The 25,482-nt window shown below is 64.7% G+C and carries 22 protein-coding genes; 10 read left to right on the top strand and 12 right to left on the bottom strand.

Annotated features, from left to right (window positions below):
• Positions 1 to 92: 92 nt before the first annotated feature.
• Positions 93 to 671, bottom strand: coding sequence for a class I SAM-dependent methyltransferase (locus tag ACXMDP_RS06975; protein WP_259730508.1), 579 nt, complete (start codon positions 669 to 671; stop codon positions 93 to 95).
• Positions 672 to 978: 307 nt separating this feature from the next.
• Here ACXMDP_RS06975 and ACXMDP_RS06970 point away from each other — a divergent pair, with 307 nt between their 5' ends.
• The gene (locus tag ACXMDP_RS06970) at positions 979 to 2,292 is read left to right on the top strand and encodes a hypothetical protein (protein WP_259730507.1); all 1,314 of its coding nucleotides are present in this window, start codon (positions 979 to 981) and stop codon (positions 2,290 to 2,292) included.
• A 29-nt stretch (positions 2,293 to 2,321) separates the two neighbouring features.
• Here ACXMDP_RS06970 and ACXMDP_RS06965 read toward each other — a convergent pair whose 3' ends face one another.
• From ACXMDP_RS06965 to ACXMDP_RS06950, 4 genes are all read right to left on the bottom strand, one after another.
• A complete protein-coding gene (locus tag ACXMDP_RS06965; protein ID WP_259730506.1) occupies positions 2,322 to 3,914 on the bottom strand; it encodes an alpha/beta hydrolase in 1,593 nt (530 codons plus the stop codon).
• A 44-nt stretch (positions 3,915 to 3,958) separates the two neighbouring features.
• Positions 3,959 to 4,504 carry a hypothetical protein gene (locus ACXMDP_RS06960; RefSeq protein WP_457767145.1) on the bottom strand — a complete coding sequence of 182 codons (546 nt, stop codon included), beginning with the start codon at positions 4,502 to 4,504 and terminating at the stop codon, positions 3,959 to 3,961.
• 300 nt (positions 4,505 to 4,804) lie between these two features.
• A complete protein-coding gene (locus ACXMDP_RS06955) occupies positions 4,805 to 7,897 on the bottom strand; it encodes a CHAT domain-containing protein (protein WP_311134159.1) in 3,093 nt (1,030 codons plus the stop codon).
• Positions 7,898 to 7,916: 19 nt separating this feature from the next.
• Positions 7,917 to 8,375 (bottom strand): hypothetical protein, encoded by a 459-nt coding sequence (locus ACXMDP_RS06950; RefSeq protein WP_259730503.1) that lies wholly within the window; start codon positions 8,373 to 8,375, stop codon positions 7,917 to 7,919.
• A 196-nt stretch (positions 8,376 to 8,571) separates the two neighbouring features.
• Here ACXMDP_RS06950 and ACXMDP_RS06945 point away from each other — a divergent pair, with 196 nt between their 5' ends.
• Positions 8,572 to 9,426: a hypothetical protein gene (locus ACXMDP_RS06945; RefSeq protein ID WP_259730502.1), complete on the top strand. Its 855-nt coding sequence runs from the start codon at positions 8,572 to 8,574 to the stop codon at positions 9,424 to 9,426.
• Between the two features lie 188 nt (positions 9,427 to 9,614).
• On the opposite strand, the gene ACXMDP_RS06940 is transcribed toward ACXMDP_RS06945, so the two are convergent.
• The gene (locus tag ACXMDP_RS06940) at positions 9,615 to 11,483 is read right to left on the bottom strand and encodes a SulP family inorganic anion transporter (RefSeq protein ID WP_457767144.1); all 1,869 of its coding nucleotides are present in this window, start codon (positions 11,481 to 11,483) and stop codon (positions 9,615 to 9,617) included.
• 35 nt (positions 11,484 to 11,518) lie between these two features.
• On the opposite strand from ACXMDP_RS06940, the gene ACXMDP_RS06935 reads away from it, so the two are divergent.
• The 5 genes from ACXMDP_RS06935 to ACXMDP_RS06915 all read left to right on the top strand — a co-directional run bounded on the left by ACXMDP_RS06935 (position 11,519) and on the right by ACXMDP_RS06915 (position 16,183).
• Positions 11,519 to 12,286, top strand: coding sequence for a sulfite exporter TauE/SafE family protein (locus ACXMDP_RS06935; RefSeq protein ID WP_259730500.1), 768 nt, complete (start codon positions 11,519 to 11,521; stop codon positions 12,284 to 12,286).
• A 134-nt stretch (positions 12,287 to 12,420) separates the two neighbouring features.
• Positions 12,421 to 12,891: a hypothetical protein gene (locus ACXMDP_RS06930; protein WP_259730499.1), complete on the top strand. Its 471-nt coding sequence runs from the start codon at positions 12,421 to 12,423 to the stop codon at positions 12,889 to 12,891.
• A 42-nt stretch (positions 12,892 to 12,933) separates the two neighbouring features.
• Positions 12,934 to 13,617: a Coq4 family protein gene (locus tag ACXMDP_RS06925; protein WP_259730498.1), complete on the top strand. Its 684-nt coding sequence runs from the start codon at positions 12,934 to 12,936 to the stop codon at positions 13,615 to 13,617.
• 10 nt (positions 13,618 to 13,627) lie between these two features.
• Positions 13,628 to 14,404, top strand: a complete 777-nt coding sequence (locus ACXMDP_RS06920) for a sulfite exporter TauE/SafE family protein (RefSeq protein ID WP_259730497.1) — start codon at positions 13,628 to 13,630, stop codon at positions 14,402 to 14,404.
• 81 nt (positions 14,405 to 14,485) lie between these two features.
• Positions 14,486 to 16,183 carry a mechanosensitive ion channel family protein gene (locus ACXMDP_RS06915; protein WP_259730496.1) on the top strand — a complete coding sequence of 566 codons (1,698 nt, stop codon included), beginning with the start codon at positions 14,486 to 14,488 and terminating at the stop codon, positions 16,181 to 16,183.
• Here the strand turns inward: ACXMDP_RS06915 and ACXMDP_RS06910 are convergent.
• Both ACXMDP_RS06910 and ACXMDP_RS06905 read right to left on the bottom strand, forming a co-directional pair.
• A complete protein-coding gene (locus ACXMDP_RS06910; protein ID WP_259730495.1) occupies positions 16,089 to 16,541 on the bottom strand; it encodes a hypothetical protein in 453 nt (150 codons plus the stop codon). The genes ACXMDP_RS06915 and ACXMDP_RS06910 overlap by 95 nt on opposite strands.
• Entirely contained in the window at positions 16,538 to 17,014 is a 477-nt protein-coding gene (locus ACXMDP_RS06905; RefSeq protein ID WP_259730494.1) for a lysozyme inhibitor LprI family protein, read from the bottom strand. The genes ACXMDP_RS06910 and ACXMDP_RS06905 overlap by 4 nt, the downstream gene beginning before the upstream one ends.
• Positions 17,015 to 17,526: 512 nt before the next feature.
• Here ACXMDP_RS06905 and ACXMDP_RS06900 point away from each other — a divergent pair.
• Positions 17,527 to 17,985: a hypothetical protein gene (locus tag ACXMDP_RS06900; protein WP_259730493.1), complete on the top strand. Its 459-nt coding sequence runs from the start codon at positions 17,527 to 17,529 to the stop codon at positions 17,983 to 17,985.
• A 143-nt stretch (positions 17,986 to 18,128) separates the two neighbouring features.
• Here the strand turns inward: ACXMDP_RS06900 and ACXMDP_RS06895 are convergent, their stop codons facing one another.
• The 4 genes from ACXMDP_RS06895 to ACXMDP_RS06880 all read right to left on the bottom strand — a co-directional run bounded on the left by ACXMDP_RS06895 (position 18,129) and on the right by ACXMDP_RS06880 (position 21,608).
• Entirely contained in the window at positions 18,129 to 18,716 is a 588-nt protein-coding gene (locus tag ACXMDP_RS06895; RefSeq protein WP_259730492.1) for a hypothetical protein, read from the bottom strand.
• A 262-nt stretch (positions 18,717 to 18,978) separates the two neighbouring features.
• Positions 18,979 to 20,664, bottom strand: a complete 1,686-nt coding sequence (locus ACXMDP_RS06890; protein ID WP_259730491.1) for a carbon-nitrogen hydrolase family protein — start codon at positions 20,662 to 20,664, stop codon at positions 18,979 to 18,981.
• A 4-nt stretch (positions 20,665 to 20,668) separates the two neighbouring features.
• Positions 20,669 to 20,884: a hypothetical protein gene (locus tag ACXMDP_RS06885; RefSeq protein WP_259730490.1), complete on the bottom strand. Its 216-nt coding sequence runs from the start codon at positions 20,882 to 20,884 to the stop codon at positions 20,669 to 20,671.
• Positions 20,885 to 21,017: 133 nt separating this feature from the next.
• Positions 21,018 to 21,608, bottom strand: a complete 591-nt coding sequence (locus ACXMDP_RS06880; protein WP_259730489.1) for a histidine phosphatase family protein — start codon at positions 21,606 to 21,608, stop codon at positions 21,018 to 21,020.
• Between the two features lie 434 nt (positions 21,609 to 22,042).
• Here ACXMDP_RS06880 and ACXMDP_RS06875 point away from each other — a divergent pair, with 434 nt between their 5' ends.
• A complete protein-coding gene (locus ACXMDP_RS06875) occupies positions 22,043 to 23,134 on the top strand; it encodes a glycosyltransferase family 4 protein (protein WP_259730488.1) in 1,092 nt (363 codons plus the stop codon).
• Positions 23,127 to 25,244, top strand: a complete 2,118-nt coding sequence (locus ACXMDP_RS06870; RefSeq protein WP_259730487.1) for an amylo-alpha-1,6-glucosidase — start codon at positions 23,127 to 23,129, stop codon at positions 25,242 to 25,244. The genes ACXMDP_RS06875 and ACXMDP_RS06870 overlap by 8 nt, the downstream gene beginning before the upstream one ends.
• The last annotated feature ends 238 nt before the right edge of the window (positions 25,245 to 25,482 follow it).

Below are 25,482 nucleotides of genomic sequence, written 5' to 3'. Positions count from 1 at the left end.
GACGCGACGCCATTGGGAAAAGGGAAGTCCAATCGATGCGGTCATCGAAGACGCTTGGATCATAAGCACATAAGCGAGAGCATCCCTGGCGATCAGCCCATGCGGCAGGCGTCGTAATAATGGTTCTCTCCTTCATCCACAAACTCACCAACAACGTGCAGCCCCGCAGCAGCAAGGGCGCGGCGGTACACCTCGTCGCCGAGGGAAACGCAGTGGCCGCCCATCATGGTGTCTTTCCAGGCCACCGCCTGCACAGGGGCGGTGAACAGAAAACGGCCACCAGGTTGTAGAGCAGCAGAGACGCGACGGATCAGTGCGCGCTGCCCATCAGCTGGCAGTAGAAACAACAGGCCGACGGCCACAATTCCGTGGAATGTGCTGTTGAAGAAACTGGACTTTTCCACGGGCTCGCACGCCACCCTCGCCTGGGGAAAGCGCTGCCGATACGCAGCCACCATGCTGGGAGAGGCATCCACGGCTGACACGTGGCAGCCCTCGGCCATCAGCGCTGCAGAAATCGGCACACCACAACCGCAGCCCAGATCAAGAACAGAAGGACTTGCCGGCAAGGCCCGGCTCCAGCTGCGCACGGTGGCGGCACCAATCGAGGAGCGCTCTGCCACAAAACGGGCCGCTACGGCTTCCCAGCCATTGGATCGATCAACCTCCATACAACGCCTCCGCTGACAATGGCCTGGCCCCGTCCATCCTCAGCCAACAACAATCAGCACGAACGCAGCCCCTACTCCACAACAAACGCAAGCTTGACCTCGGCGAGACAGCGGCTGTCGGGTGTGGCTGTTGGACGTGCCAGGACATCTGCGGTGATCTGGGTGGCACCGGCTGCGGCAGGCATCCCCCCAGGCGCGAACAGTGCCCTATGGCCTACACCCAGAAAGGTGAACGCATAGGCGATTGTCATGCTCTTAGCTAGGATCAGCCTCGCTAGCGATCGACCAGTTCGGGACGGTTGGACGCATGGGCACGACACGACGCGGGCTCGACGTCAGCACCGGCGACGAAGGCGCCATCGCCGCCATCGACACCTTCACCGACCGCCTCTGCGGTCTTGACCTCGGTGCCGAGAGCGTGCTCGACGCCGCCGCCACGTTTGCCGACGTGGCCAGCCTGCAGCTCGGCGCAGCGATGTTGGGGCTCTACGGCCAGACCACTGAGGCCTCCGCGCTGGCCGCCGGCCACCTCGCTCGGCTGGCAACGCTCGAACCCGCGCTGAACGAACGGGAGGCCGCCACCCTTGCGGCGCTGCGGCGGTGGGACAGCGGCGATTTCCTGCTCGCGGTCGAGCGGTTTGAGGCGCTGGTCACACGCTGGCCCACCGATCTGCTGGCGGTAAAGGCCCTCGAGTTCCTTTACTACGTACTCGGCCAGCAGCACATGGGGCCGCGGTTCCTCGACCAGATCGAGCGCATCGCCGAACCCAATCTCAACGACCCGGACTTCCTGGCCGTGTGGTCCTTCGCCACCGAGCTCACCGGCCACGCCGAGGCCGCAGCCGAGCTGGCTGAGCAGGCCCTCGCCCTTGACGCCCACACCCCATGGGCCCAACACACGCTCGCCCATGTGTTCATCACCCACGGCGACCCGCCCGGCGCCATCAACCGCCTGGCCGGCTTCCTCCCCGTCTGGCAAACCAGCAGCAGGCTCATCTACTGCCACAACGCCTGGCACCTCGCGGTCGCGCATCTCGACCAGCTCGACCGTGACGGCGCCGACGCCGTGTTCCGCGACCACATCTGGGGCATCACCCCTGACAGCCCCGGCGAGCAGATTGACGCCGTTTCCTACCTGTGGCGCGCCGAGATGGCCGGCGCAACCGTGCCCGACGCGACCTGGGCCGCCGTGGCTGACCACGTGGAGGCCCGGGTTCACGAGTGCGTGTTCCCGTTCCTGAGCGCCCATCACGGCTACGCGCTGGCCCGCGCCGGGCGCGGCGATGCTCTGGCGAGGCTGCGGGAGTCTGTGCAGGCCCGCACCAACCGCGGTGACGGCGAGTCGACACGGGTCTGGCAACCGGTCGGACAGGCGGTGGTCGAGGCCAGCATTGCCCACGGCACCGGTGACTACGCCACCACCGCGGCGCTGCTCGATCCCGTGATGCCGGCGGTGACCGCCGTCGGGGGAAGCGACGCCCAGGACGATCTGTTTCGCCTCGCCTACCTCACCGCCCTAGCCGGCACCGACCGCCACGCTGACGCGCGCCACTATTGGGAGCTGATGACGGCCTTCAAGACACCGTCACCCCTGGATCTCCAGCTCTGGGCGCAGTTCTGATGGGGGCCCCTTTCGAGGGGGTGCCGCCCCTACTCCACAACAAACGCAGGCTTCACCTTGGCAAGGCAGCGGCTGTCGGGTGTGGCTGTGGGACGGACCAGAAAATCTGCGGCGATCTGGGTGACGCAGGCTGCCGCAGGGGTGCCCCCCGGTGCGAACAGCGCCCCATGGCCCACACCCGGGAAGGTGACCACAGTGGCGGTGGTCAGATTCTTCGCCACAGCTTCTCCGTAGGGAGCAGGCGTGACGGGGTCGTAGCTGCCGTTAAGCACCAGGGTGGGGATCTGCCGGTTTCTGTAGACGAAGGGCGGCTTCTGCTCCACCTGCAGCACCTCACAGGCCCGGTTCACGCCTTCGGCTTCGCGCAGGCCGAGGGGAAGCAGCTGCGGGTAAGCGGGCGGTAGCACCTGGGCCGGATCCACCCGAATCGATCGCGCCCGCGCGCAGAGAACGGTGTGATACATCTCCTTCGCACCAGGGGGCTCCAGATCGGAGAGCGCCTCAGCCACCCAGGCGAAGTTGCCCTTGCTGGCCGCCTGAATGAACCGGGGCAGGGAACTGCCACGGGTGGACTCACCGGAATAGGGCCGCGCCAGATAGGGAACCATGGCCATCACGAACGCATTGCCATCGAGCTTGGTGACGAATGGCTGCTTGCTGGAAGGGATGGTCAGCGTGAGGGGCAGAGGCTTGCGGTTGAGCTCATCAACGATGGTGAGAAACGTCTGCTCGAGCTTGGGGTAGGTGGCGTTGCAGGCGGGATCCTGGGCGCAGGCCTGGAACACGTTGCGCAGGGCGTAGCTGAACGTGTAGCTGGAGGCCAGATTGAAATCCACATCAGGCCGCACCACGCCATCAAGGATCACGCTGCGGAGCTTGGCCTTGTGCTGATCCGCCTGGGCGATCACATACTGCCCCAGCAAGGTGCCATAGGAAACGCCGTAGTAGTTGAACTGCGGGTAGCGCAGCGTCTCCACCACCGTATAGATATCTGCGGCATTTTCGCGGGTGTTGAAGGCACTGGGGTTGATGCCCTGGGCCTTGAGGCGCTGATTGCAGGCCTGGATCCAGCTGGCATCGGTATAGGGGATCTCCCCCTTCGCCACCGCAATGTTGTGCGCATGGTGCTCAGGGCAGAAGAGGAACGGTTTGGCAAAGCGCGTGCCGCGCTCCTCCACGAAAATCATGTCACGGCTCTTCAACAACGCCGGGAGTTCAGGAAACTTCGGCAGGCCACCATTGACGATGTCACCGATGGTGGAATCCCCCGGGCCGCCCTGCTCCACCACCAGGGGATCGGCGGCAGGGGCGCTGCCGCTGCTGCGGGTGCGGACCACACCGAGCTGGATCGTGCGGCCCTGGGGTTGCGCGTGTAATTCAGGAACTGTGACGTAGCCACAATCCGACTGGGCGGCGATGGCGGCAGGCACGTCAAAAGTTTTGCAGTCGACACCAGTCCATGCCGCGTCAAACCGGGCCCGATCGGTAGCGGCATGGCTCACCGCACCACTGCCCACGGCCACACAAGCCACAGCAAGCAGGGTGGATGGGCCGAAGCGAGCCAGCGCCGCCTGTGCCAGCCGGACGGTACGTGCTGGAAGGGGGGAAGGATGAAGCTGCATCGGGGCCAACGATCTGCTGAATTCAAGCAAACAACCGTTCTGCGTCAGTAGATGGTGCTCACTCTCACCATCAGCGTGTGCCGTTCAGGATCAAGCACGGCGAGCATGAAGTCGTTCACGTCCGTGGCGAGCGTGTCTCGCACCGTCTTGGGTGCGTGCAGGATGTTGGTACCTGCGGTTTGGATCTGGTACCAACCGATGGGCGGATGGGGAGGCATCGTCTGACGGAATTGCGCCAGCAGCTGCTGATCGGTGAGGTTGCCCACGGCCCCCGCCGCTCGGGCCCTGCGGATACCGGCGAGGTGCGCCAAGGTCGTCTCAGGGATCGGCAGAGGCTGCCAGTGGCTGGTGGCTTTCAACCTGCGGGTCAACGCGTCGAAGTCGCCCTCGCTGAGCCCGAACACCATCGTGATCTTGAGGCCTTCGCGCCCGAACCAGCCCGCCTCCGCCGGCGATACCTGAGCCATCAACACTCTGGCCGCCGCTGGAATGCCGTACTGGCGGCGAATCACCTGCTCGTCTGTCTCAGGCGCCATGCAGCCCGCAAGGGCGGCAGAACAGAGCAGCACGGGGAGAAGGGATGGCCTCATGGGGTCAGATTCTGCTGGGCGGGAGGATCTGGGGTTGTGGGAGGCAGTAGAGCGAACTGTCGGCTTTGAGCAGGTACCTAGGCATTAAACCCAAGCTGCGGGGGCGACTTCTGCAGGGCACGCTCCACATCTACTCGCGTGGCTTGATCCTGAAAGAGCCAAACAAAGACGGGTAGCTGAATGAATGCATTCATGAATAAGTGGAAACTTCTTGCTCAATGCTCTCGCCACATACCCAACCACTTTGCGCATTCGCTCTACATCAAAGCAGCGCAAGGTGTTCCATCCTGATGGCTCTCTTCACCTCGCCAGGGGCGCTGCATCGCCGATCACGATGAACGGGGCCCAGAGATAGGGGTGCCGGCCATCCGGATCGCGCCGCAGCAGCGCCAGCTTCGCCTGCCGCATCGCTTCGGCCTTGTCCATCCCCGCCTTGAGGTTCCCGTAAAACGCCTTGGTGATCTGGGCGCTCTCCGCATCAGCCGCGCTCCACAGGCTTGCCACCACCGCCCTGGCGCCAGCCCGTTCCAACACGTAGGCCAGGCCGCTCAGCCCCACGTCGTTGTCGCTGGTGATCTTGGCCGTCTGGCAGGCCCCCAGCACCAGCAGTTCGGTGTTCGACAGACCCAGCTGCGCCGCTTCAGCGATCGGGTACTGCTGGCGGTTGGCAAACAGCAGCGTGTTCGCCTGCATCCCCAGATTCGGGCACCCCGCTGCGACGAAACAGCCGTGGGTGCCGAGGTGCAGGATCGGATAGCGGTTCGCCTGCTGCCGGAATTGCTCCAGTGTTGCCTGGTTGCGGCGCAGATCACGGCTGCCGGGGTAGCTGCCCAGCAGATAGTTCGCTTCTGCTTCCGTGCCCGGCAGTTCCCTGACGGTGGGGGTGGGATTGGCCAGCACCAGTGCCTTTTGAACGCCGCCGCCACCCCCACCGGCGGGCTGGGCGGTTGGGGCACCGTTGCGGCTCAGCCGCGTTAGGTAATGGATCGGGTACTTCTCCAGCAGGTACTGCTTCGTGCGGCCGTCGTAGAGCGTTTCCAGCGGGATCTCCCGCAGCTTGCCGGTGGCGAGCACCGCCAGCCGCCCTCCCGCCGGCAGCAGCCCCCGGTCCTCCAGGGGCCGGATCAACAGGTCGTACAACTGCTCGCTGCGTTCCAGGTAGGTCTCCCCTCGTTCCAATTGCTGCCGGTAGGTCTCCACCAGGACAGGGAAATCCTTGGGCAGAGGGACCGTCACCACCTGAAGATCACTGCGGGTCAGCGCGAACAACGCCATCGTGTCGGCCCGTTTCGGTACGCCGGTGAGCGGCGCCGGCTGCAGCACCACCGTGCCCGCCGGGGTTCCCGCCTGCAGCCGTTGCAGATCCGCCGGCCGGGTTTCCAACAACTCGGCAATCTCGGGATACCTGCCGATCAACTCCTCCGCCGCACGGAACTGCGCCGCCTCCTGCTCCACCAGCAGCTGCATTGTCCGCGGATTCAGCTCACCCTCCAACCGCTGCCGCTGCCCCTGCATCTCCACCTGCCGCAGCCGCCACCCCTCAAGCGCCCGTTGCGCCTCAGGATTGTTCACCCGTGCCTCGATTAGGCGGCTGTAATCGGCCAGATCAGCGCTGGCGAACTGATTGACCCAGGTGAAGGCTTCCGCTGCCATCTTCTGCTCGATTAGCAGCTCCACCAGCGATGAGGCCGCCCATTGACTTTGGCTGAGGAAGCTCTGCCGATCGCTGCGTTGAAGGCCACGCCGCATCTCCAATTGGATCGCCAGACCCTTCTCCAGATTTTCGATGGCTGGCTTGGGTTGCTGTTGATCTCGCTGTAGAAGCGCCAGATTGGATAGAGTTACAGCCTCACCGCTACGGTCCTTGACCTCCCTCAGTATCTCCAGCGCCTGCTTGTAGATCTTCAGCGCCTCCTCTGGCTTACCAAGACTGCGATACACCAATCCGATGTTGTTGAGAGTGGTTCCCTCTCCGTTGCGGACCTTCACCTCCCTTAGGATCTCTAGTGCCTGCTTGTAGACCTTCAGCGCCTCCTCCGGCTTGCCAAGATTGCTATACACCAATCCGATGTTGTTGAGAGTGCCTCCCTCTCCGCGGCGGTCCTTCACCTCCCTTAGAATCTCCAGTGCCTGCTTGTAGATCTTCAGCGCCTCCTCCGGCTTACCAAGACTGCGATACACCAATCCGATGTTGTTGAGAGTGGTTCCCTCTCCGCTGCGGTCCTTCACCTCCCTTATGATCTCCAGTGCCTGCATGTAGATCTTCAGCGCCTCCTCCGGCTTACCAAGATTGCTATACACCAATCCGATGTTGTTGAGAGTGGTTCCCTCTCCGCGGCGGTCCTTCACCTCCCTTCGGATCTCCAGTGCCTGCTTGTAGATCTTCAGCGCCTCCTCCGGCTTACCAAGATTGCTATACACCAACCCGATATTGTTGAGAGTGGTTCCCTCTCCGCTGCGGACCCTCACCTCCCTTAGAATCTCCAGCGCCTGCTTGTAGATCTTCAGCGCCTCCTCTGGCTTCCCAAGATTGCTATACACCCCTCCGATGAAGTTGAGAGTGGTTCCCTCTCCGCTGCGGTTCTTCAGCTCCCTTTGGATCTCCAGTGCCAGCTGGATGAATTTCAGCGCCTCCTCCGGCTTACCAAGATTGCTATACACCAATCCGATGTTGTTGAGAGTGATTCCCTCTCCGCTGCGGTCCTTCACCTCCCTTATGATCTCCAGTGCCTGCTTGTAGACCTTCAGCGCCTCCTCCGGCTTACCAAGACTGCGATACACCAATCCGATGTTGTTGAGAGTGGCTCCCTCTCCGCGGCGGTCCTTCACCTCCCTTCGGATCTCCAGTGCCTGCTGGAAGAATTTCAGCGCTTGCTCCGGCTTCCCAAGATCTCTATACACCCCTCCAATGTTGTTGAGGGTGGTCCCCTCCCCTCGGCGGTCCTTCAACTCCCGAGCGATCGCTTGTGCTTGCTGGTAGTGCTTCAGCGCTTGCTCCGGCTTCCCAAGATCTCCATACACCACTCCAATGTTGTTGAGGGTGGTCCCCTCCCCTCGGCGGTCCTTCAACTCCCGAGCGATCGCTTGTGCCTGCTGGTAGTGCTTCAGCGCCTCCTCCGGCTTCCCAATATCTCCATACACCCCTCCAATGTTGTTGAGGGTGATTCCCTCTCCGCGTCGGTCCTGCAGCTTGCGAGTCATCGCCAGCGCTTTTGCATAGGTGGCCAGGGCCGCCTCCAATTGACCCTGCCCCTTCTGTCGATTGGCCAGATCCGACAGCTTCAGCAGTTGCCCATCCACTGCCTCCGCCGCCATCGCCGCCGGCACCACCAGCCATCCCACCGGCAGCAGGCCCACGCTGAGGGCGAGTCCAGCGGCCAGCCAGCGACCCATCAGCTCAATCTGCTCCGCGTCATCGAGACCCTCCTGGGGCGCAGGCCTTGTAGGCCAAGTTCACCAAGCCGCCGGGAGCAAAGCGCATGGAATCAACCACCAGGGTGCGGAGGCCACCGACCTGGCGCAGGTTCTTCCGCGCCAAGTCCTGCAGGCCATCGGGTCTGAGGGCGAGGGTGGAACCTTCGGATTGGATCGCCAGCGCCGCGGAGGCCAGCAGTACCTCCGGTTGTGGAAGGCAATCCTTCAGGGGCTCGCCGCGCATTTCAGGATTGCGATTTTCCTTGTACTTCACCGGTCCCTGGAAGGTGATGCTGGCCACCTCTGCCAACCGCGCCCTGCGCTCACCGCCCTTCGAGAAGACCACCTCCGAGGGACCGACAGTGACCAGCCGCACCCCCGAGTATGTCTCGCCCTTGGCCACCAGACGTATGGTGACGATCGGCGGAAGCTGAAGGCGCACCGGCTCTGCGGCCATGGCAGACAGCTGGTTGGAGACGACGGGAAGAACAAGAGCAGTCGCAGACGTAGCGATGGCTACGAGACATTCTCTACGTCTGCTAAGCATGGTCCCCCTTAGCATGGCTACTTAGGAAGAGCTTAATGGCAGGCGACGGTGGGCCCGCCAACTCCACGAATCGTCATGTGCCCCCTCATCCAGCAGGAGTCTCCCGATGGCGAATGAGCCAGGTAACGAGAAGCTTCCCTTCCTGGGTGGATTCGCCAGCATCCTCAGTCTGCTGGGGATCATCCTGTTCTTCTCTGGTTGGATCTATCGCTGGTCCTACTTCGCCTACTTCAATCTGGACGTCAATGCGCAGTCCTTTCCGGCCCAGTCGTTCCTGATCGTTCCGATTCAGATCTTTGTCGGCAGTGTCGCCAATTTCTTCAAAACCCTGATTGTCCTCTCGGCGCTGCCGCTGCTGATCGTCGGCACCCTTTGGTTGCTGCACCAGCTGCCCGACCTTCTGGCGATGGCGATCCGCCGGGTGCCCTGGATCCGCTCCCTGCGGCCACTGGCGTGGAAGCCATCTGGCCTGCAACCGGCGGTCAGGCGTTTCGGGGCCTCCCTGCTCGATGAGCTGGTAATCGTGGGCTGGGTGCTGGTGCTGCTGTTCTGGCTCTCCCAGCATCAGGGGCAGGTCGATGCCCGCCGGGACGCGCTGGAGAGCAGCTCCACCCTCCCGGTGGTCACCTTGGTCCTGCCGCAGGCGGAGGGGGTCCTGGGTCAGGATCTGCGCTACCTCGACGACTCCGGTGAGGCCATTCCCGATCCACCGCTGGCGAACAACGTGTTCATCGGCGACCGGGTGCTTCCCCGGCAGATCCGCGACTCCAGCCTTTCCGACCCCGAGAGCCAGCAGGTGTGGCGGCTGCTGGCCAACGAAACCCTCGGCTGGCTCTACCTGATCCGCACGTTGCCCGACACCTCCGAACCCAGCGAACGACCGCTGGTTCTTGCGATCCCGAATGCCAAGCAGGGCCAGTCGCTGATCCTCAGCCCGGCACCTCCGGAGATCAGCCCCTGATCACACTCCTTGCTCCGTAGCCTTCAAACTTGTTCTTCGACACTTCCTCAAACCACATCCTGCCATCAAGGCTTTTCTGTTGAACACAACCAGCATCCCACCCAATCCTGAGAAACCCTAGCTGCCGCAGCGAAGCTGCAGCCCTAGCCCATGCTCATCCCTGTGTTTGCAGGTCCGCAAACCACTATTCAGCTTGAAACACTCTCAGCCACGCATAAAGACTCAACGAGGAGGCACTCAGCCGCACAGCTGCAAGAGCCGAAATAAATGTCAAGCCGAATAAAGAGATAAACAACTAAGCGCTCATTGCCACTGGCCCCCATCACCCAACACGCTCCCCCATCACCCAACACGCTCCCCCTCCCCCGAAACGCCGCAATCGCCTCAGGCAGCGTGGGGTAGAAGCGCTCGGGGCCGACGCGGTCCACGAAGCCGGTTCTGCTGAGCTGTTGGTAGAGGTCCTGCTTGGTGCGGGCCATGGCGAAGACGATGCCGTTCGCCGTGAGTTCGCGCTGGACGTCCTGGAGCACATCGGCGGCGGTGATGTCGATCTCCACGATCGCCTCGGCGTTGAGCACGAACCAGCGCACTGGCGTGGGCTCAGCAGCCACAGCCGCCAGGGCGCGACGGCGGAAGTCTTCCGCATTGGCGAAGCAGAGGGGGGCGTCGTAGCGGTACAGCACCAGGCCGGGGATGGTGCTGGCTCCCTCCCAGTCGTCCACGTCGTGCAGTCCGCCCAGCTGGGGCACCTGGCCCAGCACCGCGTCGTGGGGGCGCACCAGCCGCGCGAACAGATCGATCACCGACAGCGCCACCGCCAGGCCCACGCCCATCAGGATGTCGGTGAACAGCACACCAGCGCAAGTGATCAGCGCCAGGTGGAATTCGCTGCGCTTGAAATGGCGCATCCGCTTGAGCTCGCCGATGTCGATCAGGCGCAGGGCGGCATAGATCACGATCGACCCCAACGCCGCCTGCGGGAACAACGCCAGCAGCGGCCGCAGGAACAGCAGCACCACCAGCACCACCACGAACGCCACCAGCGAAAACAGCTGCGAACGGCTGCCCAGCGCTGCGCTGATCGCCGTGCGGCTGCCGCTGCTGCTCACCGGAAAGCCCTGCATCAGTCCATTGCCCAGATTCACGGCCCCCAGTGCCAGCAGCTCCTGGTTCGCATCGATGCGGTACCCGCCCCGTGCGGCGAAGGCGCGGGCGGTGAGCACGTTGTCGGAGTAGCCCACCAGGGCGATGCCCACCGCCGCCGTGAGCAGATACCGGATCTTGTCGAGCGCCAGGCCACCGGGCGGCGCCAGGTGGCTCAGCTCCGTGAAGGGCAGCGCAAAGCTGGGCAACCCGGCCGGGATCGCGCCGATCACGGCCACACCCGCCTGATCCAGGTGAAACAACCACACCGCCGCCACCGCCAGCAGCACCGCCAGCAAGGGCCCGGGCGCCGAGGGGAACCGCCGCTGGATCAGCATCAGGAAAACCAGCACCCCAATCGCCAGCAGCAACGTGGGCGGATGGATCTCGCTGCTGCGACCTGCCAGCTCCAGCAGCTCACCCGCCAGCGACTTGGCCTCAAGCTCCAGGCCGCTGATCTTGCCGATCTGGCCGCTGATCATGATCACCGCCACCCCGGCCATGTAGCCCACCAAGATCGGCTTCGAGAGCAGATCAGCCAGAAAGCCCAGCCGCGCCCAGCCCCCCAGCACACACACCAGGCCCACCAACAGGGCCAGCAGGCTGGCGAAGCTGGCATAGGCCAGCGGATCGCCGGCGGCGATCGGGGCGATCGCTGCTGCCGTCATCACCGCCGTGGTGGATTCGGGCCCCACCGACAACTGGGGGGAGGAGCCGATCAGCGCGTACAGCAGCATCGGCGGCAGGATCGCCCATAGGCCAGCGATCGGCGCCACGCCGGCCAGCTCCCCGTAGGCCATGCACTGCGGCACCAGATAGGCGGCCACGGTCACACCCGCCAGCACGTCCCCGCGTAGCCAGGCCGGTTGGTAGGCGCGCAGGCGCTTCAGGCCAGGCAACAGCGAGACGGACATTCCCTTGACCTGCTGCACGATCGCCTTCCTCCACAATGGCCTTCAACGCCGGAACGGGCGCCATGGAACCCGGCGCCGTTGGGCTCACCGTGCTGGTGGGGGTGATTGCCTTTCTGTATTCCGCCGTTGGCCAAGCGGGAGCCAGCGGCTATGTGGCGGCGCTGGTGGTGGCGGGGCTGCCGGAGGAGGATCTCAAGGCCACGGCGCTGCTGCTCAACGTGGCCGTCGCCACGATCGGCACACTGCAATTTGCCCAGGCCGGGCACCTGCGTTGGCGGCGGGTGTGGCCGTTTGTGGCCGGATCGGTGCCGCTGGCGGCCGTCGGTGGCTTCCTGCACCTGAACGCCAGGCCCTTCGAGTTGCTGGTGGGTGCCATCCTGCTGGCCTCCTCGCTGCGGTTGATCTTCAAGGCGAGCGGCGGCAGCCCAGGCCGTGTGCCCACACCACCCTCCTTCGGCAGCGCGCTCGGCAGTGGTGCCGCGATCGGCCTGGTTGGTGGCCTGAGCGGCACCGGCGGCGGGGTGATCCTTTCGCCGCTGATGTTGATCAAGGGCTGGGCACCGGCAGCGGAGGTGGCCGCCACCTCCATCACCTTCATCCTGTGCAACTCACTGGCCGCCCTCGGCGGTGTTCTGGTGAGCCAGCGACACCTGCCCGAGGGGATCATGCCGCTGGTGATCACCGTGGCGATCGCCGGCTGGCTGGGCTCCAGGCTCGGCAGCCGCCTGCTGTCCCTGCGCGTGCTGGAGCGCTGGATGGCCGCCTTGATCGCCCTGCTGGGGCTGAAGTTGCTGGTGGGATAAGCGAGGGGGGGCCAGGTGGGATCATCTGCTGCATCGGCGGCTGAACCAGCAGCAGCAACGGCGCGGATCAGCCCCAGGCTTTGCCACAGCCGCTACCGATTCATACGTTGAAGGTGTACCGAAGATTGCCTGCCATGCGCCGTGATACTCAGCTCTGGCTCGCAGGAAGCATCGTGGTGGCGATCGCGGTGGCCTCCGTCGTGGTGATCAACCAACGCGCCCAGATCTCCGACCAACGCGAGAGCCTTGATCAGCAGAGTCTGCTGACTGCTGAGCTGAAGGAACGCAGCGACGAGGCCGCCCGCCTGCGTCAGCAGGAAACGAACTTTGCCTTGCAACTCAAGGCGCTGGATGCGGAGCAGGCCAGGAACGCCGCCTCGGCGGCAGCGGATCAGGCCAGCCAGGCCGCATCGGAGCAACGGGCGCAGGAACGCCAGCGGCTGGAGGCCCAGATCCAGGACCTCAAAGTGCAACGGGAGCGGCTGGCGCGCCAGACCGCCTGCACCCAGATCCAGACAGGCCTGCGCTCAGCCGAACGGAACGGTGATGAAACCCAGACCAAGGCCCTGCAGGAGCGCTGGAACGCCACCTGCACCAGCGGCTGAACTCGGCGGACCTAAGTTCCCTTCACCGCCTCCACGACGGCCATGACCCGCTTCCAGCAGTCCCTGCAGGCCCTGGGGCAGGCCCGTCAGCTGATCGCGGTGGGGCGCAGTCAGGGGGATCTCGCCAAGATCGCCGACCTGGTGGACAGCTTCCTGGATACGCCCCAGATGGACGCCTGCCTCGCCCGCTTCCGCGCCCTGCCGGGTGGGGCGGAGTTGCTGGACAGCCGCTATCCCCCCCTCCAACCCGACCTTGATCGGCTCTCGGCCTTGCCACCGGGGAGCCTGGGCCACACCTACGCCGCCCTGATCCGTCGCCTCAACTACGACCCCTCCTTCTTCCGCCCACGCCCGATCGACACCGAGGGCCGCTGGCTCACCCAGCGGATCGCCACCACCCACGACCTGCACCATGTGGTGAGTGGCTTCGGCACCTCACCGGCCGGCGAGAACGGAGTGCTGGCGATCACCGCCACCCAGATCGGCTTCCCCGCCTACGTGAGCCTCACCCATGCCGCCCAGATCGCCGGCTTCCGCTTCGGGCTCGACGACTACGCCTACCTGAGCCGAGCCATCAGCCACGGCGTCACCATCGGCTTCACCGCCTCTGCCTTCGCCACCGCCCGCTGGGAGGAGGGCTGGGAGCTGCCAGTGGCGGCCTGGCGCGAGCGGCTGGGGGTGACCCTGCCGGCGGACGCGGAGCCCTACGGGTTGACCCCGGCCTGACGCTGGGTTGATGAACGCACCCCTGCCCTTCGAGATCCAGGCCTTCTGGGCCGGCCTGGCGGCCATCGCCGCCGGGGCGATCAATGCCCTGGCCGGCGGTGGCTCGCTGCTGAGCTTTCCCGCCCTCACCGCCATCGGCCTGCCGGCGGTGATGGCCAACGTGACCAACACCGTGGCCCTGGTGCCCGGCTACCTGGGGGCGACCAGGGCCCAGCGCCGGGAACTCCAGGGCCAACGGCAGCGGTTGCTGCTGCTGCTGCCGGTCGCCGCCCTCGGTGGCCTGCTGGGCGGCTGGCTGCTGCTGAAAACCGGTGAACGGCTGTTCACGCAGCTGGTGCCGTTCCTGATCCTGTTCGCCTCGGCGCTGCTGGCGGTGCAGGAGCCCGTGCGCCGCTGGTTGCAGCGCCGTTCCGAGCGGCATGGCCGCCAGCCATCGGAGCGCTGGGCCGTGGGGCCGGTGTTCCTGGCGTCCGTGTACGGCGGCTTCTTCGGCGGCGGGCTGAGCGTGATCGTGCTGGCGGTGCTGGCCCTCAGCCTCGATGACACCCTCACCCGGCTCAACGGCCTCAAGCAGGCCGTGTCGTTCGCCGCCAACCTCACCGCCGCCGCCTTCTTCCTCTTCTCCGGTCAGGTGGCCTGGGGCCTGGCGGCGGTGATGGCGGTCGGCGCCATCGTCGGCGGCGTGCTGGGCGGCAAGCTGGCGGGCCGGATCCCTGCGGCCACCCTGCGGGCCATCGTCGTGGTGGTCGGGGTCGCGGTGGCGGTGGTGTATTTCGTCAGAACCTGAAGGGGGCGCCCCTTCTGCAGGCGGTGCCGGGCTGCAGTGGCCCCATGGCTGCCCAGACTGGCCGTTCCTGGGCCAGTCAGCGTGGGGCACTCCACAACCAGCCGCGCCGCTGCCGTCGTTGCTGCCCTTGCCACGGCCCTAGCCGGCCTGGTGCTGCTGCTGGCCCTGGCCCAGCCGGGCCTGGCGGCGGATATGCCCAGCCCCGCCGCGTCGGCGGACAGCCAGCCGGTGGCGGGCAGTTTTCGTCTCTCCCAGGTGCGCATCCTTGGCGTGCCAGTGATCAACGTGGCGTCGTTGCGGGTGGCGGGCCCGGATCAGGCCGGCCCCGATGCCGCCGAGCGGGCGAAGGTGATCGAAGGCAACCTTGACCTCCTCTACCGGCCCGCCCAGCCCTGCACGCCGGGAGAGCGGATCGGCGAGCTGCTGCTGGAGCGCAGCGGCGTGGGGGCCGTGGAAGCCGTGTGCGACCCGGATCACCTGGGGCTGCAGGGCGCGCCGCAGGCCCTGCGGGTGGTGGTGCAACGGCAGCCGGGGGGGCTGAATCAGCTGGCCGCCGTGGTGCCCGGCCGCGCCACGCCGTTCCCGCTGCTCACCGTCACCGCCGCCGACGCCCAGCTCAACGGCACCAGCGAGGCGGCGTTGGCGGAGCGCTGGCGCAACCGGTTGGAGCGGCGGCTGCGCCGTGCCCGCCAGATCTACGGGAAGCAGCAGATCTCCGACCGGATGAGCATGGCGGCGTGGGTGGTCGCCGGCCTCACGGTGGTGCTGGTGCTGGCCGTGTGGCTGTGGCGGCGCCTGCAACGCCAGTTGCCGCGGCTGCAGCGCCAACGCGTCGAGCACGCCAGCCGGCTCGCCGCTGCCCGCTTCCATCTGGCCCAGAGCCTCAGTCGGCTGCTGCTGGCGGCGGTGCTGGTGCTGGGCGTAGCGATCGGCGCCGTGCTGCTGCTGGCCTCCCCCGGCCAGGTGGCACCAGCGATCGATGTGCTGTTTCAGCCGCTGGTGGTGCTGTTCAAAGCCCTGGCGATGCTGCTGGCGGCTGCCCTGCTGCGGGCGCTGGTGGGGTTGCTGCTGAGCCAGTGGGCCAGCAACGTGTTCGTGCCGGCGGCCTTCCAGGCGCGCCGCGAGCAGCGCTACCGCAGCCTGCTGCGCGTGCTCAGGCGCCTGGTGGATCTGGCCTGCGTGCTGGTGTTCAGCGCCTGGACGGTGATGGGCATTCCCGTGCTGCGCGATCTCTCCAGCAATGCCCTGCTGGCCAGTGGCGCCGTGCTCGGTGCCCTCGCCCTGGTGTTTCAGGGCTTGCTGCGCGATTTCGTGGCCGGGCTGGTGCTGCTCTTCGACGACCGCTACGCCATCGGCGACACCGTGGAGATCGGCGGACGCCTCGGCGAGGTGATCGATGTGGGAGTGCTGAGCACGGAGCTGCGCTGCCACGACCAACGGGTGGTGGTGGTGCCGAACAGCGGCTGTGAGCAGAGCGTGAACCACACCAAGCTGCGCTCGGGCGCCGAACTGTCGCTGCTGCTGCCCCATGGCACCGATCTGGCCTGGGCCCTGGCCGCCATCAGCGCCGAGCTGGCCGCCTTCGCGGCCGATCCCGCCTGGAGCGCCACGCTGCTGCAGCCCCCCAAGCTGCTGGGCGTGGATGCCATGACCGCCGATGGCCTGCGCGTCACCGCCCTGCTGATCACCGAAGCGGGCCAGCAGGGGGAGGCCCGCCGCGCCCTGCTCTCACGCCTGGTGCAGCGGCTCGAAGGCGGCGCACAAGCAGAGCCAGGCTGAGGGCGAGTGCGGCAACCAGCTGGAGCAGGGGCACGCCGATCGTGACCACAGCCTGCGCCAGTCCAGGTTCAGGCGTCGAAATGGAGTGGGGCGCGCTCAAGGCCAGCAGAGCGACACCACCAACGCCAAGCACCACGCTGGCGATCAGCAGCATCCATGCCTCACCGTTGCGTCGCCGCACACAGGCCGCCAACACCGCCAACAGTAGATACGGAGCAACCAGCAGGGCCAGCACCGGCAGATCCATGCTCCGCACGCCGCCGCTGCGTGCAGCGTGGAGAACCGCGGTGGCAGCACCAGCGCAGGCGCAGACCAGAAGGGTGGCGCGCGGCGGTGGCGTGGTGTTGATGGCGCTCAAGGTTGAACGGGCGCTGGGTGCCGCGTCGCGGGCCAAGCCTGCAACTGTCGCAGCCGTTGGCTCTGGCTGGCCTTCACACAGGCCCGCAGCTGCTCCCCTGCGCGCCAGCATTGGTCCATGGCGACCACCCATTGCTCCTGCTCGCGCAGCAGGGCCGCGCGCCCGCTTGCCTGAAGCGCAGGATCCGCAAGCGCAGCACGGAACGCCTGACGAAGCTGCCGGTCGAGGGCCGTGAGTTCTGCATCCCGGCAGATCAGCACCGTGGCGGCGCTGCCCGCCACCTGGCAGCGAATCGTCTCGCCATCAAAGGAATCCGGCGGTGGCGGAATCGCCAGCGCAGCAGACGTGCCGAGGCCCGCCATCAACAGCAACAGCGCCCGCGTCAACCGCCACCGTCCCCAGGCCCAGACAGCCGGTATCAGCAGTAGCCGGAACAGGTGCGGCGACACAGGATTCAGCAGGGAGCGTGGCAACTGTGGCAGGAGAGGCTGCAGCCGAGGGTGATGCTGTGGATGGGGCAAAGAGCACCAGGGGACACCACCAGGGACTTCACACGGAGAATCCCATGGGTGCATCGGCTGAGAGACACAGCTGCGGGCCGCCTGGGACCCGGCGAGCCAACGGTGCTGGGGTGTTCACATTGCAGTGGGCAGGGAGGCCTCACGGAGAAGGATCGCCGCAAGCAAAAGAGTGGCCGCAGGCCATCGCAAGGTGCATCCGGATGGCGATGAAAATAGACGATCTCTTGATTCATGTGGATTCAGACTCATCGCCAAGGCAACAATGACGGCTAAGGGCCCAACATGATTCAGCGATGCCTGCAATGAAGCAATGGCCAAGCCACAGCTGGCAAGCCGCAGCAGAGATAAACCCAAAGATCACGTGCTAAGATTAACGCGAGCTAGCCACAAGCGATTCGCCGAGCAGAGCGCAACTCTCTGAAGCGAATTGTTATGAATTGCTGCATTTTGAAGCGCCCTTCAGCATGAATACCCTCAAGCAGATCATCACCGCAGTGGCCGCAGCGGCCTCTTTTGGAATGGCCCTGCCGCTCGCCTCCCATGCCATTGATCCGGCCTACGCCAATCAACTGGAGAAATCCGGGTGCACCCAGGCCACGGAGCTGAAAGGCTGCGACATCAACAAGAGCAGGGAAAAGAATACAAAAGCTGGCTTTGGTGCCGCCAGCAGCGTGGTGTCTCCCTATGCGGGCCAGTGGGTCGCGAAAAACATTGACGGTCGTACCGTTTCCAAGATCCGTATCGACGGCAAGAACAAGGTCATGGTGAACGGCACCTCTGTGAAGAGCAAGCTCAGCGATGGCGCCTTGGTCTTCACGTCAGGCATGATCACCTACACGATTCAAGGTGATCCCCGCCTCCAGCACGAGAACAGCTGGTTCAATTCCGGCGTACGCACCACCGGCCCGATTCGCCGTCAATAGACGAAGGATTCATGCCTCACAGTTGGAACGCCTATCAATGCGCCAGCGCCTAATGGTCTGCGCCCTATGCACTGCGCCCCATCAAGTGGGATCAATCAAGTGGGGCCCATCATGTGAGCTCCATCGCCTGCGCCACCAGCCAATCAGAGACCCTGTTCACGGTAAAAGCGGCGGATCGCATCCTCTGCCACTTGAACCTGCGGGGCATCACAGGTTGAGGTCTTGCTGAAACGCTTGCCGGCCTTGTTGAAGTTGACGCGGCAACCACCCTCAAACTTCACCTGATGAATGCCAAGCAACAGGGGAACGATCTCAGGGGGATTGCCCGTGGATGACCCGCCACCGGAACTGGAAGCACCGCCTGCCGCACCTTTCGTGTAGGGGGCCGTATCCCAGAAGACAAAGATGGATTGCTTCTCCAACCGGTACACCTGCCCGCGCTTGCCATCGAGGATCTCGCGCTTGGCAGGCTCGCCACGCTCATCAACGTACGCATTGGGCGTGCTCTCGTTGGGCTTGAGCTCAATGGTCTGGCCGCCCTTGAGCCGAATAGAAACGAAGCCTTGCCGTTGGGAGAAGGTGCACAGCCCAGAAGAGGTGACCTTATCTTCTCCTGCAGGGAAAACGTCGCAGCGGGCATCAACAGTATCTGCCAGTGCTGGCGACGTGACCGCTAGAGCAGCAACACTCAGCAGGGATGCAGCAAAGCCATGAAGCGCTTTCACCTGCATAGCAATCACATCTGCAATGACTGTTTCACCATACCCGACTTATGCCTCAGAAAGACAAGCCGAAGACTGAGAAGACCTGAAGATCCAGCAGGCCACTGGACACAACAGACGGCCCAGATCCAACTCTTCGGCAGTGATCAGGCAGCCGCTGGGTAACCAACAGGGCGTCATCGGCGGGCTCTGGCAGCCATTGTGCGAGGCCCCAATCGCGCACCATACGCACAAACAATTGCGCGCACCACGCCCAACCGAACGCCGGCCCCTAAGGGCAGCGCACCATCCCGTGGCCAGCCTGGCGCCAGCTCTTGAAGCAGCTGTTCTCGGCCTCGAGCACCAGCGGGCGGAACAGATCGTTGCGTTGCCCATCGATCAGTTGCTGCTGGTTGATCCAGGTGCCGGGGTAAGGCACCACCGTGCGGTGGCGCACGGCAGCGGCGCCGGCAGCGGCCGTGAGGGTGGGCGTAGACACCACCGGCTCCGGTCCGAAGATGCCGGCGGGCGTGGAGGTGCCGGCGCGGCGGCCACCGCTCACCACCCACAGCTGGCCGAGCTTGGCGGCCAGGTAGGGATGCAGATCGGCGCGGCCGGTGGGGGGATCACTCACCGCATACAGCAGGGGGTCGATCTCCACCTTGAGGGCGGCAGGGGCACCGGCCGGGGCCGCCAGCAGATCGGCGCGCAGGCTCTGGTAGAGCCCGGTCACCTCCGTGACCGCCAGATCGCCCACCGTGGCCAGCCCCACCCTGCCCAGCGGCGTGGCCACCACCACCGGAGTGTCTCCGGCGCTGGCCCAGGCCCGCTCGGAAGCCGTCAGGTGGGTGGCGCGGTAGCGGCCCAGGATCGTGCCGGCCGGGCCAGCCAGGGCCACGGTGTGGAACACCTGGCCACCCTCACGCTCGGGGTAGCTGCCCACCAAGTAGCCGTTGCCGGCCTTAGCCCGCTGCGCCAACAATTGCTCGAAGGCGCCGCCGCGGCGCTCGGCCCGGCGCCGCAGCTCGGCGGCATCCAAGCCGGTGGGGAGGGCCGAGAGCTCCGGCAGCACCAGCAGCTCGTTGGGCTGGGGCTGGCTGCTGCTCAGCCGTGAAGGGCCGCTGCTCCACTGGGCTGCGGCCAGTTGCACCGGACGGCGGCTGGCGGTGGCGGTGACATCGACCGGCGCCCGGCGCAGCGCCAGCAGGGGGTTGTAGAGCGAGGGGCGGCGTGCAGCCAGACGCTGATCGCGCACAGCATCGGCATCAGCCGGGGTGATCGTGGCCGAAAAGATGCCATTGAGGCCAGGCGGCAGCACCTCGGGCGGTACCACCGGCGCTTGCACCAGCTTGCGTCCGCTGGGCGACCAGATGCTGGAGCCGCCGTTGTAATAGAGCTGGCTGCCGGTGATCGGATTGCGCTCGATGCCGCTGCGCGTGGCCCCCACCACCCACACGCCATTCAGTGCACTCATGTGCTGCACGCTGGCCACCGTGGAATGGTTCGAGCGCGCCTGGGCGGCCGGCGTGCCGGGCATCACCCGATCGGAAACGGAATGCCAGCCGATGATCTGCGCGCCCCGCAACGCCGCCAGTCGGTCGTACTGCCAGTAGGTGTCGTCGTAACAGATGATCAGGGCGATGCGCCCGATCGGCGTGTCAAAAACACCCACATCGGTGTCACCGGGGCCGAACAACTGCACGTCCTGGCCGTTCAGGCCATTCTTGCGGTACTTGCCGATGATTCCTTCAGGCCCCATCAACACAGCGGTGTTGTAGAAGAGCCCGGTGGCGCTGTCTTTCTCGGCAATGCCCACACTCATATAGAGGCCCGTGCGCTTGAGCACCGGCAGCAACGCCGCGGTGGCCTGCCCGGGAATGGTGTCCACAAAGGGAGCCAACTGGGCTGGGCCGGTGAAGTCGTAGCCACTGATCGCCGTTTCGGGAAACACGGCGTAGTTCACACCTTCAGCAGCCACCCGCTCAGTGGCCTTCAGCAGCCACCCGCTCAGTGGCCTGCACCAGCCGGCGGATGTTGCCATCGCGATCCCCCCAGGCGGGGATGAAATCCACCGCCGCCACCTTGATCGGCCGGCTGCCCACCTGAGCGTTGGCCGGCAACGCCATACTGCCCAGCAGGCCGGTGGTCATCAGGCCGAGCGAAGCAACGGCCAGGCGCTGCAGGGGAACTGCCGTCATGGTCAGACACCGGTGGAGGCCACGCCGAGGCAGGCGCGGTGGCTCAATCATGGGAGCGCAGTGCACGCCTGAGCGCGGATGCTGTTGATTGTCAACGCAGCGCCTGAAGCACCTGGGGAGTTCACGTGGAGAGTTACAGCGCTGCGGCGTTCCAACAGCCCAGTGCCGGCTCACCGGCATACCGGGAGAGGATCGAAAGCGTGGCAGTGTCGAGCAGAAAATGGCTGCCATGGCTCGGTGGCAGCCCGATCCAGCGCGCCGCCAGCACGCGCAACAGATGGCCATGGGCGAACACAGCCACCTTGCCGCCATGCGCACGCACCCGCTCAATCACCCGATCAGCGCGCGCGCCGATCTGCGCCGGACTCTCGCCCTCGGGGCAACCATCCCGGAACACCATCCAGCCGGGGGCCATGCACTGAATCTCAGCGGAGGTGATCCCCTCATAGGCGCCGTAATTCCATTCGCGCAGATCAGGGTCAACTGTGGCGTGCTCCGCCAGGCCCGCCAACTCACAGGTGCGCCTGGCCCGCTGCAGCGGACTCACCAGCACCAGCTCCACACCTAGACCAGCCAGGAGCGGCGCTAAAGCACCAGCTGCCCGCTCACCATTAGCCGTCAGGGGGATGTCGGTGTTGCCGGTGTGGCGGCCCGACAGGCTCCACTCCGTTTCGCCGTGGCGGATCAGCAGCACCTCACCAGCAGACAGTGATCGTGTTGCCATGGGCGGAAGCTGCGGCCTTGGAAAGTGTTGCCTGAAGCTGGCTCGCAGGCAAGGGTGGCGAGCAGCGGCACTCTCCACATGCCTTCAGGTTGCTCAACGGATGGCACCCACTGCCGAACACAGAAAGCTCACTGCGGAGCGTGAGCACCCCGGAATCCAGCGGGCATTCAGATCAACAGCACCAACGATGGATGGATGGAAAGCACAATCGATGACGGTGCTTTTCAGTTCTCATTACCACAACGACGGAGTAGCCGATGACACAACTCCTCGGATGGGAAAGAACATGAAATCAGCACACCGTACGCACTGATCCTGTTGTCGCTTTGCTCATCGTCATCGGGATTGTGTAGGAGCCCCTGCACGGCTGCAGCAGATATGCGGTAAGCCTGTGCAGTGCGGGTGGCGTGGGTATGGTCGGGATGAGCGGACCAATGAAGGATGAAGGCACAGATATGCGAATTGCCCAGATTTCAACCCTCCACGAAAGAGTTCCACCCATTGGTTACGGGGGCACCGAACGGGTGGTGCACTATCTCACCGAAGAGCTGGTGAGGCGTGGCCATGAGGTGGTGCTGTTTGCCAGTGGTGACTCCTTGACCAGCGCTCAGCTCTGCCCCTGTGTGCCGAAGGCCTTGCGCCTTGGCGGCCCAATGGGGGATCCCAGCGTGCACAACATGATCCAGCTCGATCATGTGATTGAGCAGCTCGACAGCTTCGATGTGCTTCATTTTCATAATGGACACTTTCACTTCCCCATCGGTGATCTGCTGGGTGTTCCACACTTGAGCACCATTCACGGGCCACTGCATGCACCGGAGCAGAAGATGCTCTACAACCACTTCAATCAGGTGCCGTTGGTATCGATTTCAGAAACCCAGCGCCTGCCCGTGCCTGCTGCCAACTGGCTCGGAACCGTGTACCACGGTCTCCCCAACGACCTCTACCGCTACGAAGCCACACCGGAGCCCTATCTGGTATTTGTGGGCCGTATTTCACCCGAAAAACGACTGGACCGTGCCATCGCCATCGCCACGGCCGTGGGCATGCCGCTGAAGGTGGCAGCGAAGATTGACCCGGTGGACGAGCCCTATTATCAAGCTCAGATCGAGCCGCTGCTGCGGGACAATCCCTTGGTGGAGCTGGTCGGAGAGGTGGATGATGCGGGAAAACAGGATCTGCTGGGAAATGCCTTCGCCTTGCTGTTTCCCATCGATTGGCCTGAGCCCTTCGGCCTTGTGATGATTGAGGCCAATGCCTGCGGCACTCCGGTGATAGCCTGGCGCAATGGATCAACACCTGAAGTGATCCGGGAAGGAGTGAATGGCTTCCTCGTGGATTCTATCGAGGACGCCATCGCTGCGGTGCATCAGGTGGAGCAGTTGGATCGCTCGAGGGTACGCAGCCACTTCGAGGTGTGCTTCTCGGTGAGCCGCCAGGCGGAAGACTATGAACAGCTCTACCGGCACCTGATCCAAGCCCGGCGCTGCCAGAGCCCCGCTCACCGCCTGTCGGTGCATGCCTGAACCGCTCCCTCCCTTCGTTCTAAAGAACGAGGAAACCTTCGCCGTTCTGGATTCACGCGGCGAGATCTGCCCCGAACTTCAGCATGATGCCGGCATCTTCCACCGTGGCACCCGGCACATCAGCCGGCTGCAGGTGTTGCTGTGGAACCAACCACCGATGGTGCTGAGCTCCACGGAGCTTGGCGCCATGGGCGTGATGGTGAGCCATCTCGCCAACAACGATGGCGGCAGCACCGGTTCAGCTGCGATGAGCATCCACCTGGAACGCAGCACCGTGCTCACAGCTACCGCCTGCCTGCAACAATTCAGCTTCACCAGCTATGAAGGCCGGCCGGTGAAGATGCCGCTCACCCTGCGGCTGGATGCCGACTTCCGCGACATCTTTGAGGTGCGGGGCTATCACCGGCCGCAGCGCGGCCGCACAGTGCGCCGCGGTAGCCACGGTGCTCTGGAGCTCGTCTACAGGGGCCTTGATGGGGAGGATCGGGTCACGGTGCTGCGCATGAGCGAGCCGATTGAGAACGTCAATGCCGAAGAGATCGGACTGGTGCTGACACTGGAGCCCAGGCAGAGCTTCCGGCTGTTCCTGGTGCTGGACTTCCATCCCGCTGCTGACGCAATGGGTGCAGAAGATCATTACAACGCCGCGATGTCCGCCACGATTCAGCGTTTCCGCGAGGCCCGCCGCAGCGCCGCCTCCGTAGTCAGCGACAATCCGGCCTTCAACAGCTGGTTGCTGCGCTCGTTCTCAGATGTGCACCTGTTGGCCAGCCAGGTGGAAGACGGCCTCTACCCCTATGCCGGCGTGCCCTGGTTCAGTTGTCCGTTCGGCCGAGATGGCCTGATCACAGCGCGCCAGATGCTGATGGTGGAGCCGCGCCTGGCTCGGGGCGTGCTGGGATTTCTGGCACGGCACCAGGCCCTCGTGGTGGATCCCGCCCACGACGAGGAACCCGGCAAGATCCTGCACGAATCGCGGCTGGGTGAAATGGCGGCACTGGGTGAAGTGCCATTCTCCAGTTATTACGGTGCCGTGGATTCCACGCCGCTGTTTCTGATGTTGGCGGGGGATTACCTCTGCCGCAGTGATGATCGCGATTTCATCGCTGGCCTGTTACCTGAACTGGAAGCGGCCATGGCCTGGATCCACAGGGCCGAAGCCAGCAGCAGCGACGGCTTCCTGCGCTACCTGCGCGCCGCCGCCGGCGGGTTGAGCAATCAGGGCTGGAAAGATTCAAACGATTCCATTCACCACGCCGATGGCCACCTGGCGGAGGGGTCCATCGCTCTCTGCGAGGTGCAGGCCTATGCCTATGGGGCTCGCCGCGCATTGGCCAGGATCTATCAATGCCTGGGCCGCAGCGGTGAAGCGGAAGTGCTGAGGGATGAAGCCGCTGCCTTGCGCCAACGCTTTCATACCGCTTTCTGGACGCCAGCGATTGATTCCTACGCTCTCGCTCTCGACGGCGAGAGCAGGCCTTGCATGGTGCGTGCCTCCAATGCCGGCCACTGCCTATGGACGGGTATCGCCACTCCGGAAGCAGCCGCGGCGGTGGCGAGGCACTTGATGGCCCCCACCAGCTTCAACGGCTGGGGAGTGCGCACCTTGGATGAACGGGAGAGGCGCTATAACCCGATGAGTTATCACAACGGGTCCGTATGGCCCCATGACAACGCCCTGATCGGCATGGGTCTGGCGCACTATGGGCACCGCTCCGAAGCACTGCGCATCCTCACCGGCCTGTTTGAAACCGCCAGTGTCGTGCCGATGTTCCGCCTGCCGGAGCTGTTCTGCGGATTTCAGCGCCGTGAAGAGGAAGGGCCCACCCTCTACCCAGTGGCGTGCAGCCCCCAGGCCTGGGCCAGCGCCAGTGTGTTCGGCCTGCTGGAGGCGGTCACCGGCATGTCGATCGAGCGTGAAGACGGCAGCAACAGGGTGCAGGTGCGCTTGCGCAACCCCTGCTTGCCGAAGGGGCTGAATCTACTGGACATCAATGGATTGCGGCTCGGGGAAGAAGAGATCAATCTGCAGTTCCACCGCAGCGAGCATGATGTGGGGGTGCTGGTGCGTAGCCGTACACCAGGCGTGGATGTGGTGATCATGAAGTGATGGAAAATGCCCGCTTGCGATGGGCATGGACATAGCTGCAGAGTTGCACTGCAGTCGTCCTCAATGGAGCGGCCCATCAAGGACGCCTTCGACACCAGCCGAGGCGGCATCTTCCACACCTTGAGCAGGTCTGGCGTAGGAGCCTTGGCATAATGCGCTGATGGCAAGGCAGCACATCTTCAGCAGAAATTCGACCATCAGGGGTTCGGTGGCGGGGCTGGGAACAGCCCTCCTGCTG

It is taken from the genome of Cyanobium sp. ULC065, assembly GCF_977927515.1.
The sequence above is the reverse complement of the archived record's forward strand: the minus strand, read 5'-3'. Positions and strand labels throughout refer to the sequence as shown.

What these genes read in the sequence shown, in the direction of transcription:
- ACXMDP_RS06870 (WP_259730487.1), top strand. Translation starts at nt 23,127, where the DNA reads ATGCCTGAACCGCTCCCTCCCTTCGTTCTAAAGAACGAGGAAACCTTC.
- ACXMDP_RS06975 (WP_259730508.1), bottom strand. Translation starts at nt 671, where the DNA reads ATGGAGGTTGATCGATCCAATGGCTGGGAAGCCGTAGCGGCCCGTTTT.
- ACXMDP_RS06955 (WP_311134159.1), bottom strand. Translation starts at nt 7,897, where the DNA reads ATGGGTCGCTGGCTGGCCGCTGGACTCGCCCTCAGCGTGGGCCTGCTG.
- ACXMDP_RS06965 (WP_259730506.1), bottom strand. Translation starts at nt 3,914, where the DNA reads ATGCAGCTTCATCCTTCCCCCCTTCCAGCACGTACCGTCCGGCTGGCA.
- ACXMDP_RS06950 (WP_259730503.1), bottom strand. Translation starts at nt 8,375, where the DNA reads ATGGCCGCAGAGCCGGTGCGCCTTCAGCTTCCGCCGATCGTCACCATA.
- ACXMDP_RS06880 (WP_259730489.1), bottom strand. Translation starts at nt 21,608, where the DNA reads ATGGCAACACGATCACTGTCTGCTGGTGAGGTGCTGCTGATCCGCCAC.
- ACXMDP_RS06930 (WP_259730499.1), top strand. Translation starts at nt 12,421, where the DNA reads ATGCGCCGTGATACTCAGCTCTGGCTCGCAGGAAGCATCGTGGTGGCG.
- ACXMDP_RS06960 (WP_457767145.1), bottom strand. Translation starts at nt 4,504, where the DNA reads ATGAGGCCATCCCTTCTCCCCGTGCTGCTCTGTTCTGCCGCCCTTGCG.
- ACXMDP_RS06925 (WP_259730498.1), top strand. Translation starts at nt 12,934, where the DNA reads ATGACCCGCTTCCAGCAGTCCCTGCAGGCCCTGGGGCAGGCCCGTCAG.
- ACXMDP_RS06900 (WP_259730493.1), top strand. Translation starts at nt 17,527, where the DNA reads ATGAATACCCTCAAGCAGATCATCACCGCAGTGGCCGCAGCGGCCTCT.
- ACXMDP_RS06885 (WP_259730490.1), bottom strand. Translation starts at nt 20,884, where the DNA reads ATGACGGCAGTTCCCCTGCAGCGCCTGGCCGTTGCTTCGCTCGGCCTG.
- ACXMDP_RS06945 (WP_259730502.1), top strand. Translation starts at nt 8,572, where the DNA reads ATGGCGAATGAGCCAGGTAACGAGAAGCTTCCCTTCCTGGGTGGATTC.
- ACXMDP_RS06970 (WP_259730507.1), top strand. Translation starts at nt 979, where the DNA reads ATGGGCACGACACGACGCGGGCTCGACGTCAGCACCGGCGACGAAGGC.
- ACXMDP_RS06940 (WP_457767144.1), bottom strand. Translation starts at nt 11,483, where the DNA reads ATGTCCGTCTCGCTGTTGCCTGGCCTGAAGCGCCTGCGCGCCTACCAA.
- ACXMDP_RS06895 (WP_259730492.1), bottom strand. Translation starts at nt 18,716, where the DNA reads ATGCAGGTGAAAGCGCTTCATGGCTTTGCTGCATCCCTGCTGAGTGTT.
- ACXMDP_RS06920 (WP_259730497.1), top strand. Translation starts at nt 13,628, where the DNA reads ATGAACGCACCCCTGCCCTTCGAGATCCAGGCCTTCTGGGCCGGCCTG.
- ACXMDP_RS06875 (WP_259730488.1), top strand. Translation starts at nt 22,043, where the DNA reads ATGAAGGATGAAGGCACAGATATGCGAATTGCCCAGATTTCAACCCTC.
- ACXMDP_RS06935 (WP_259730500.1), top strand. Translation starts at nt 11,519, where the DNA reads ATGGCCTTCAACGCCGGAACGGGCGCCATGGAACCCGGCGCCGTTGGG.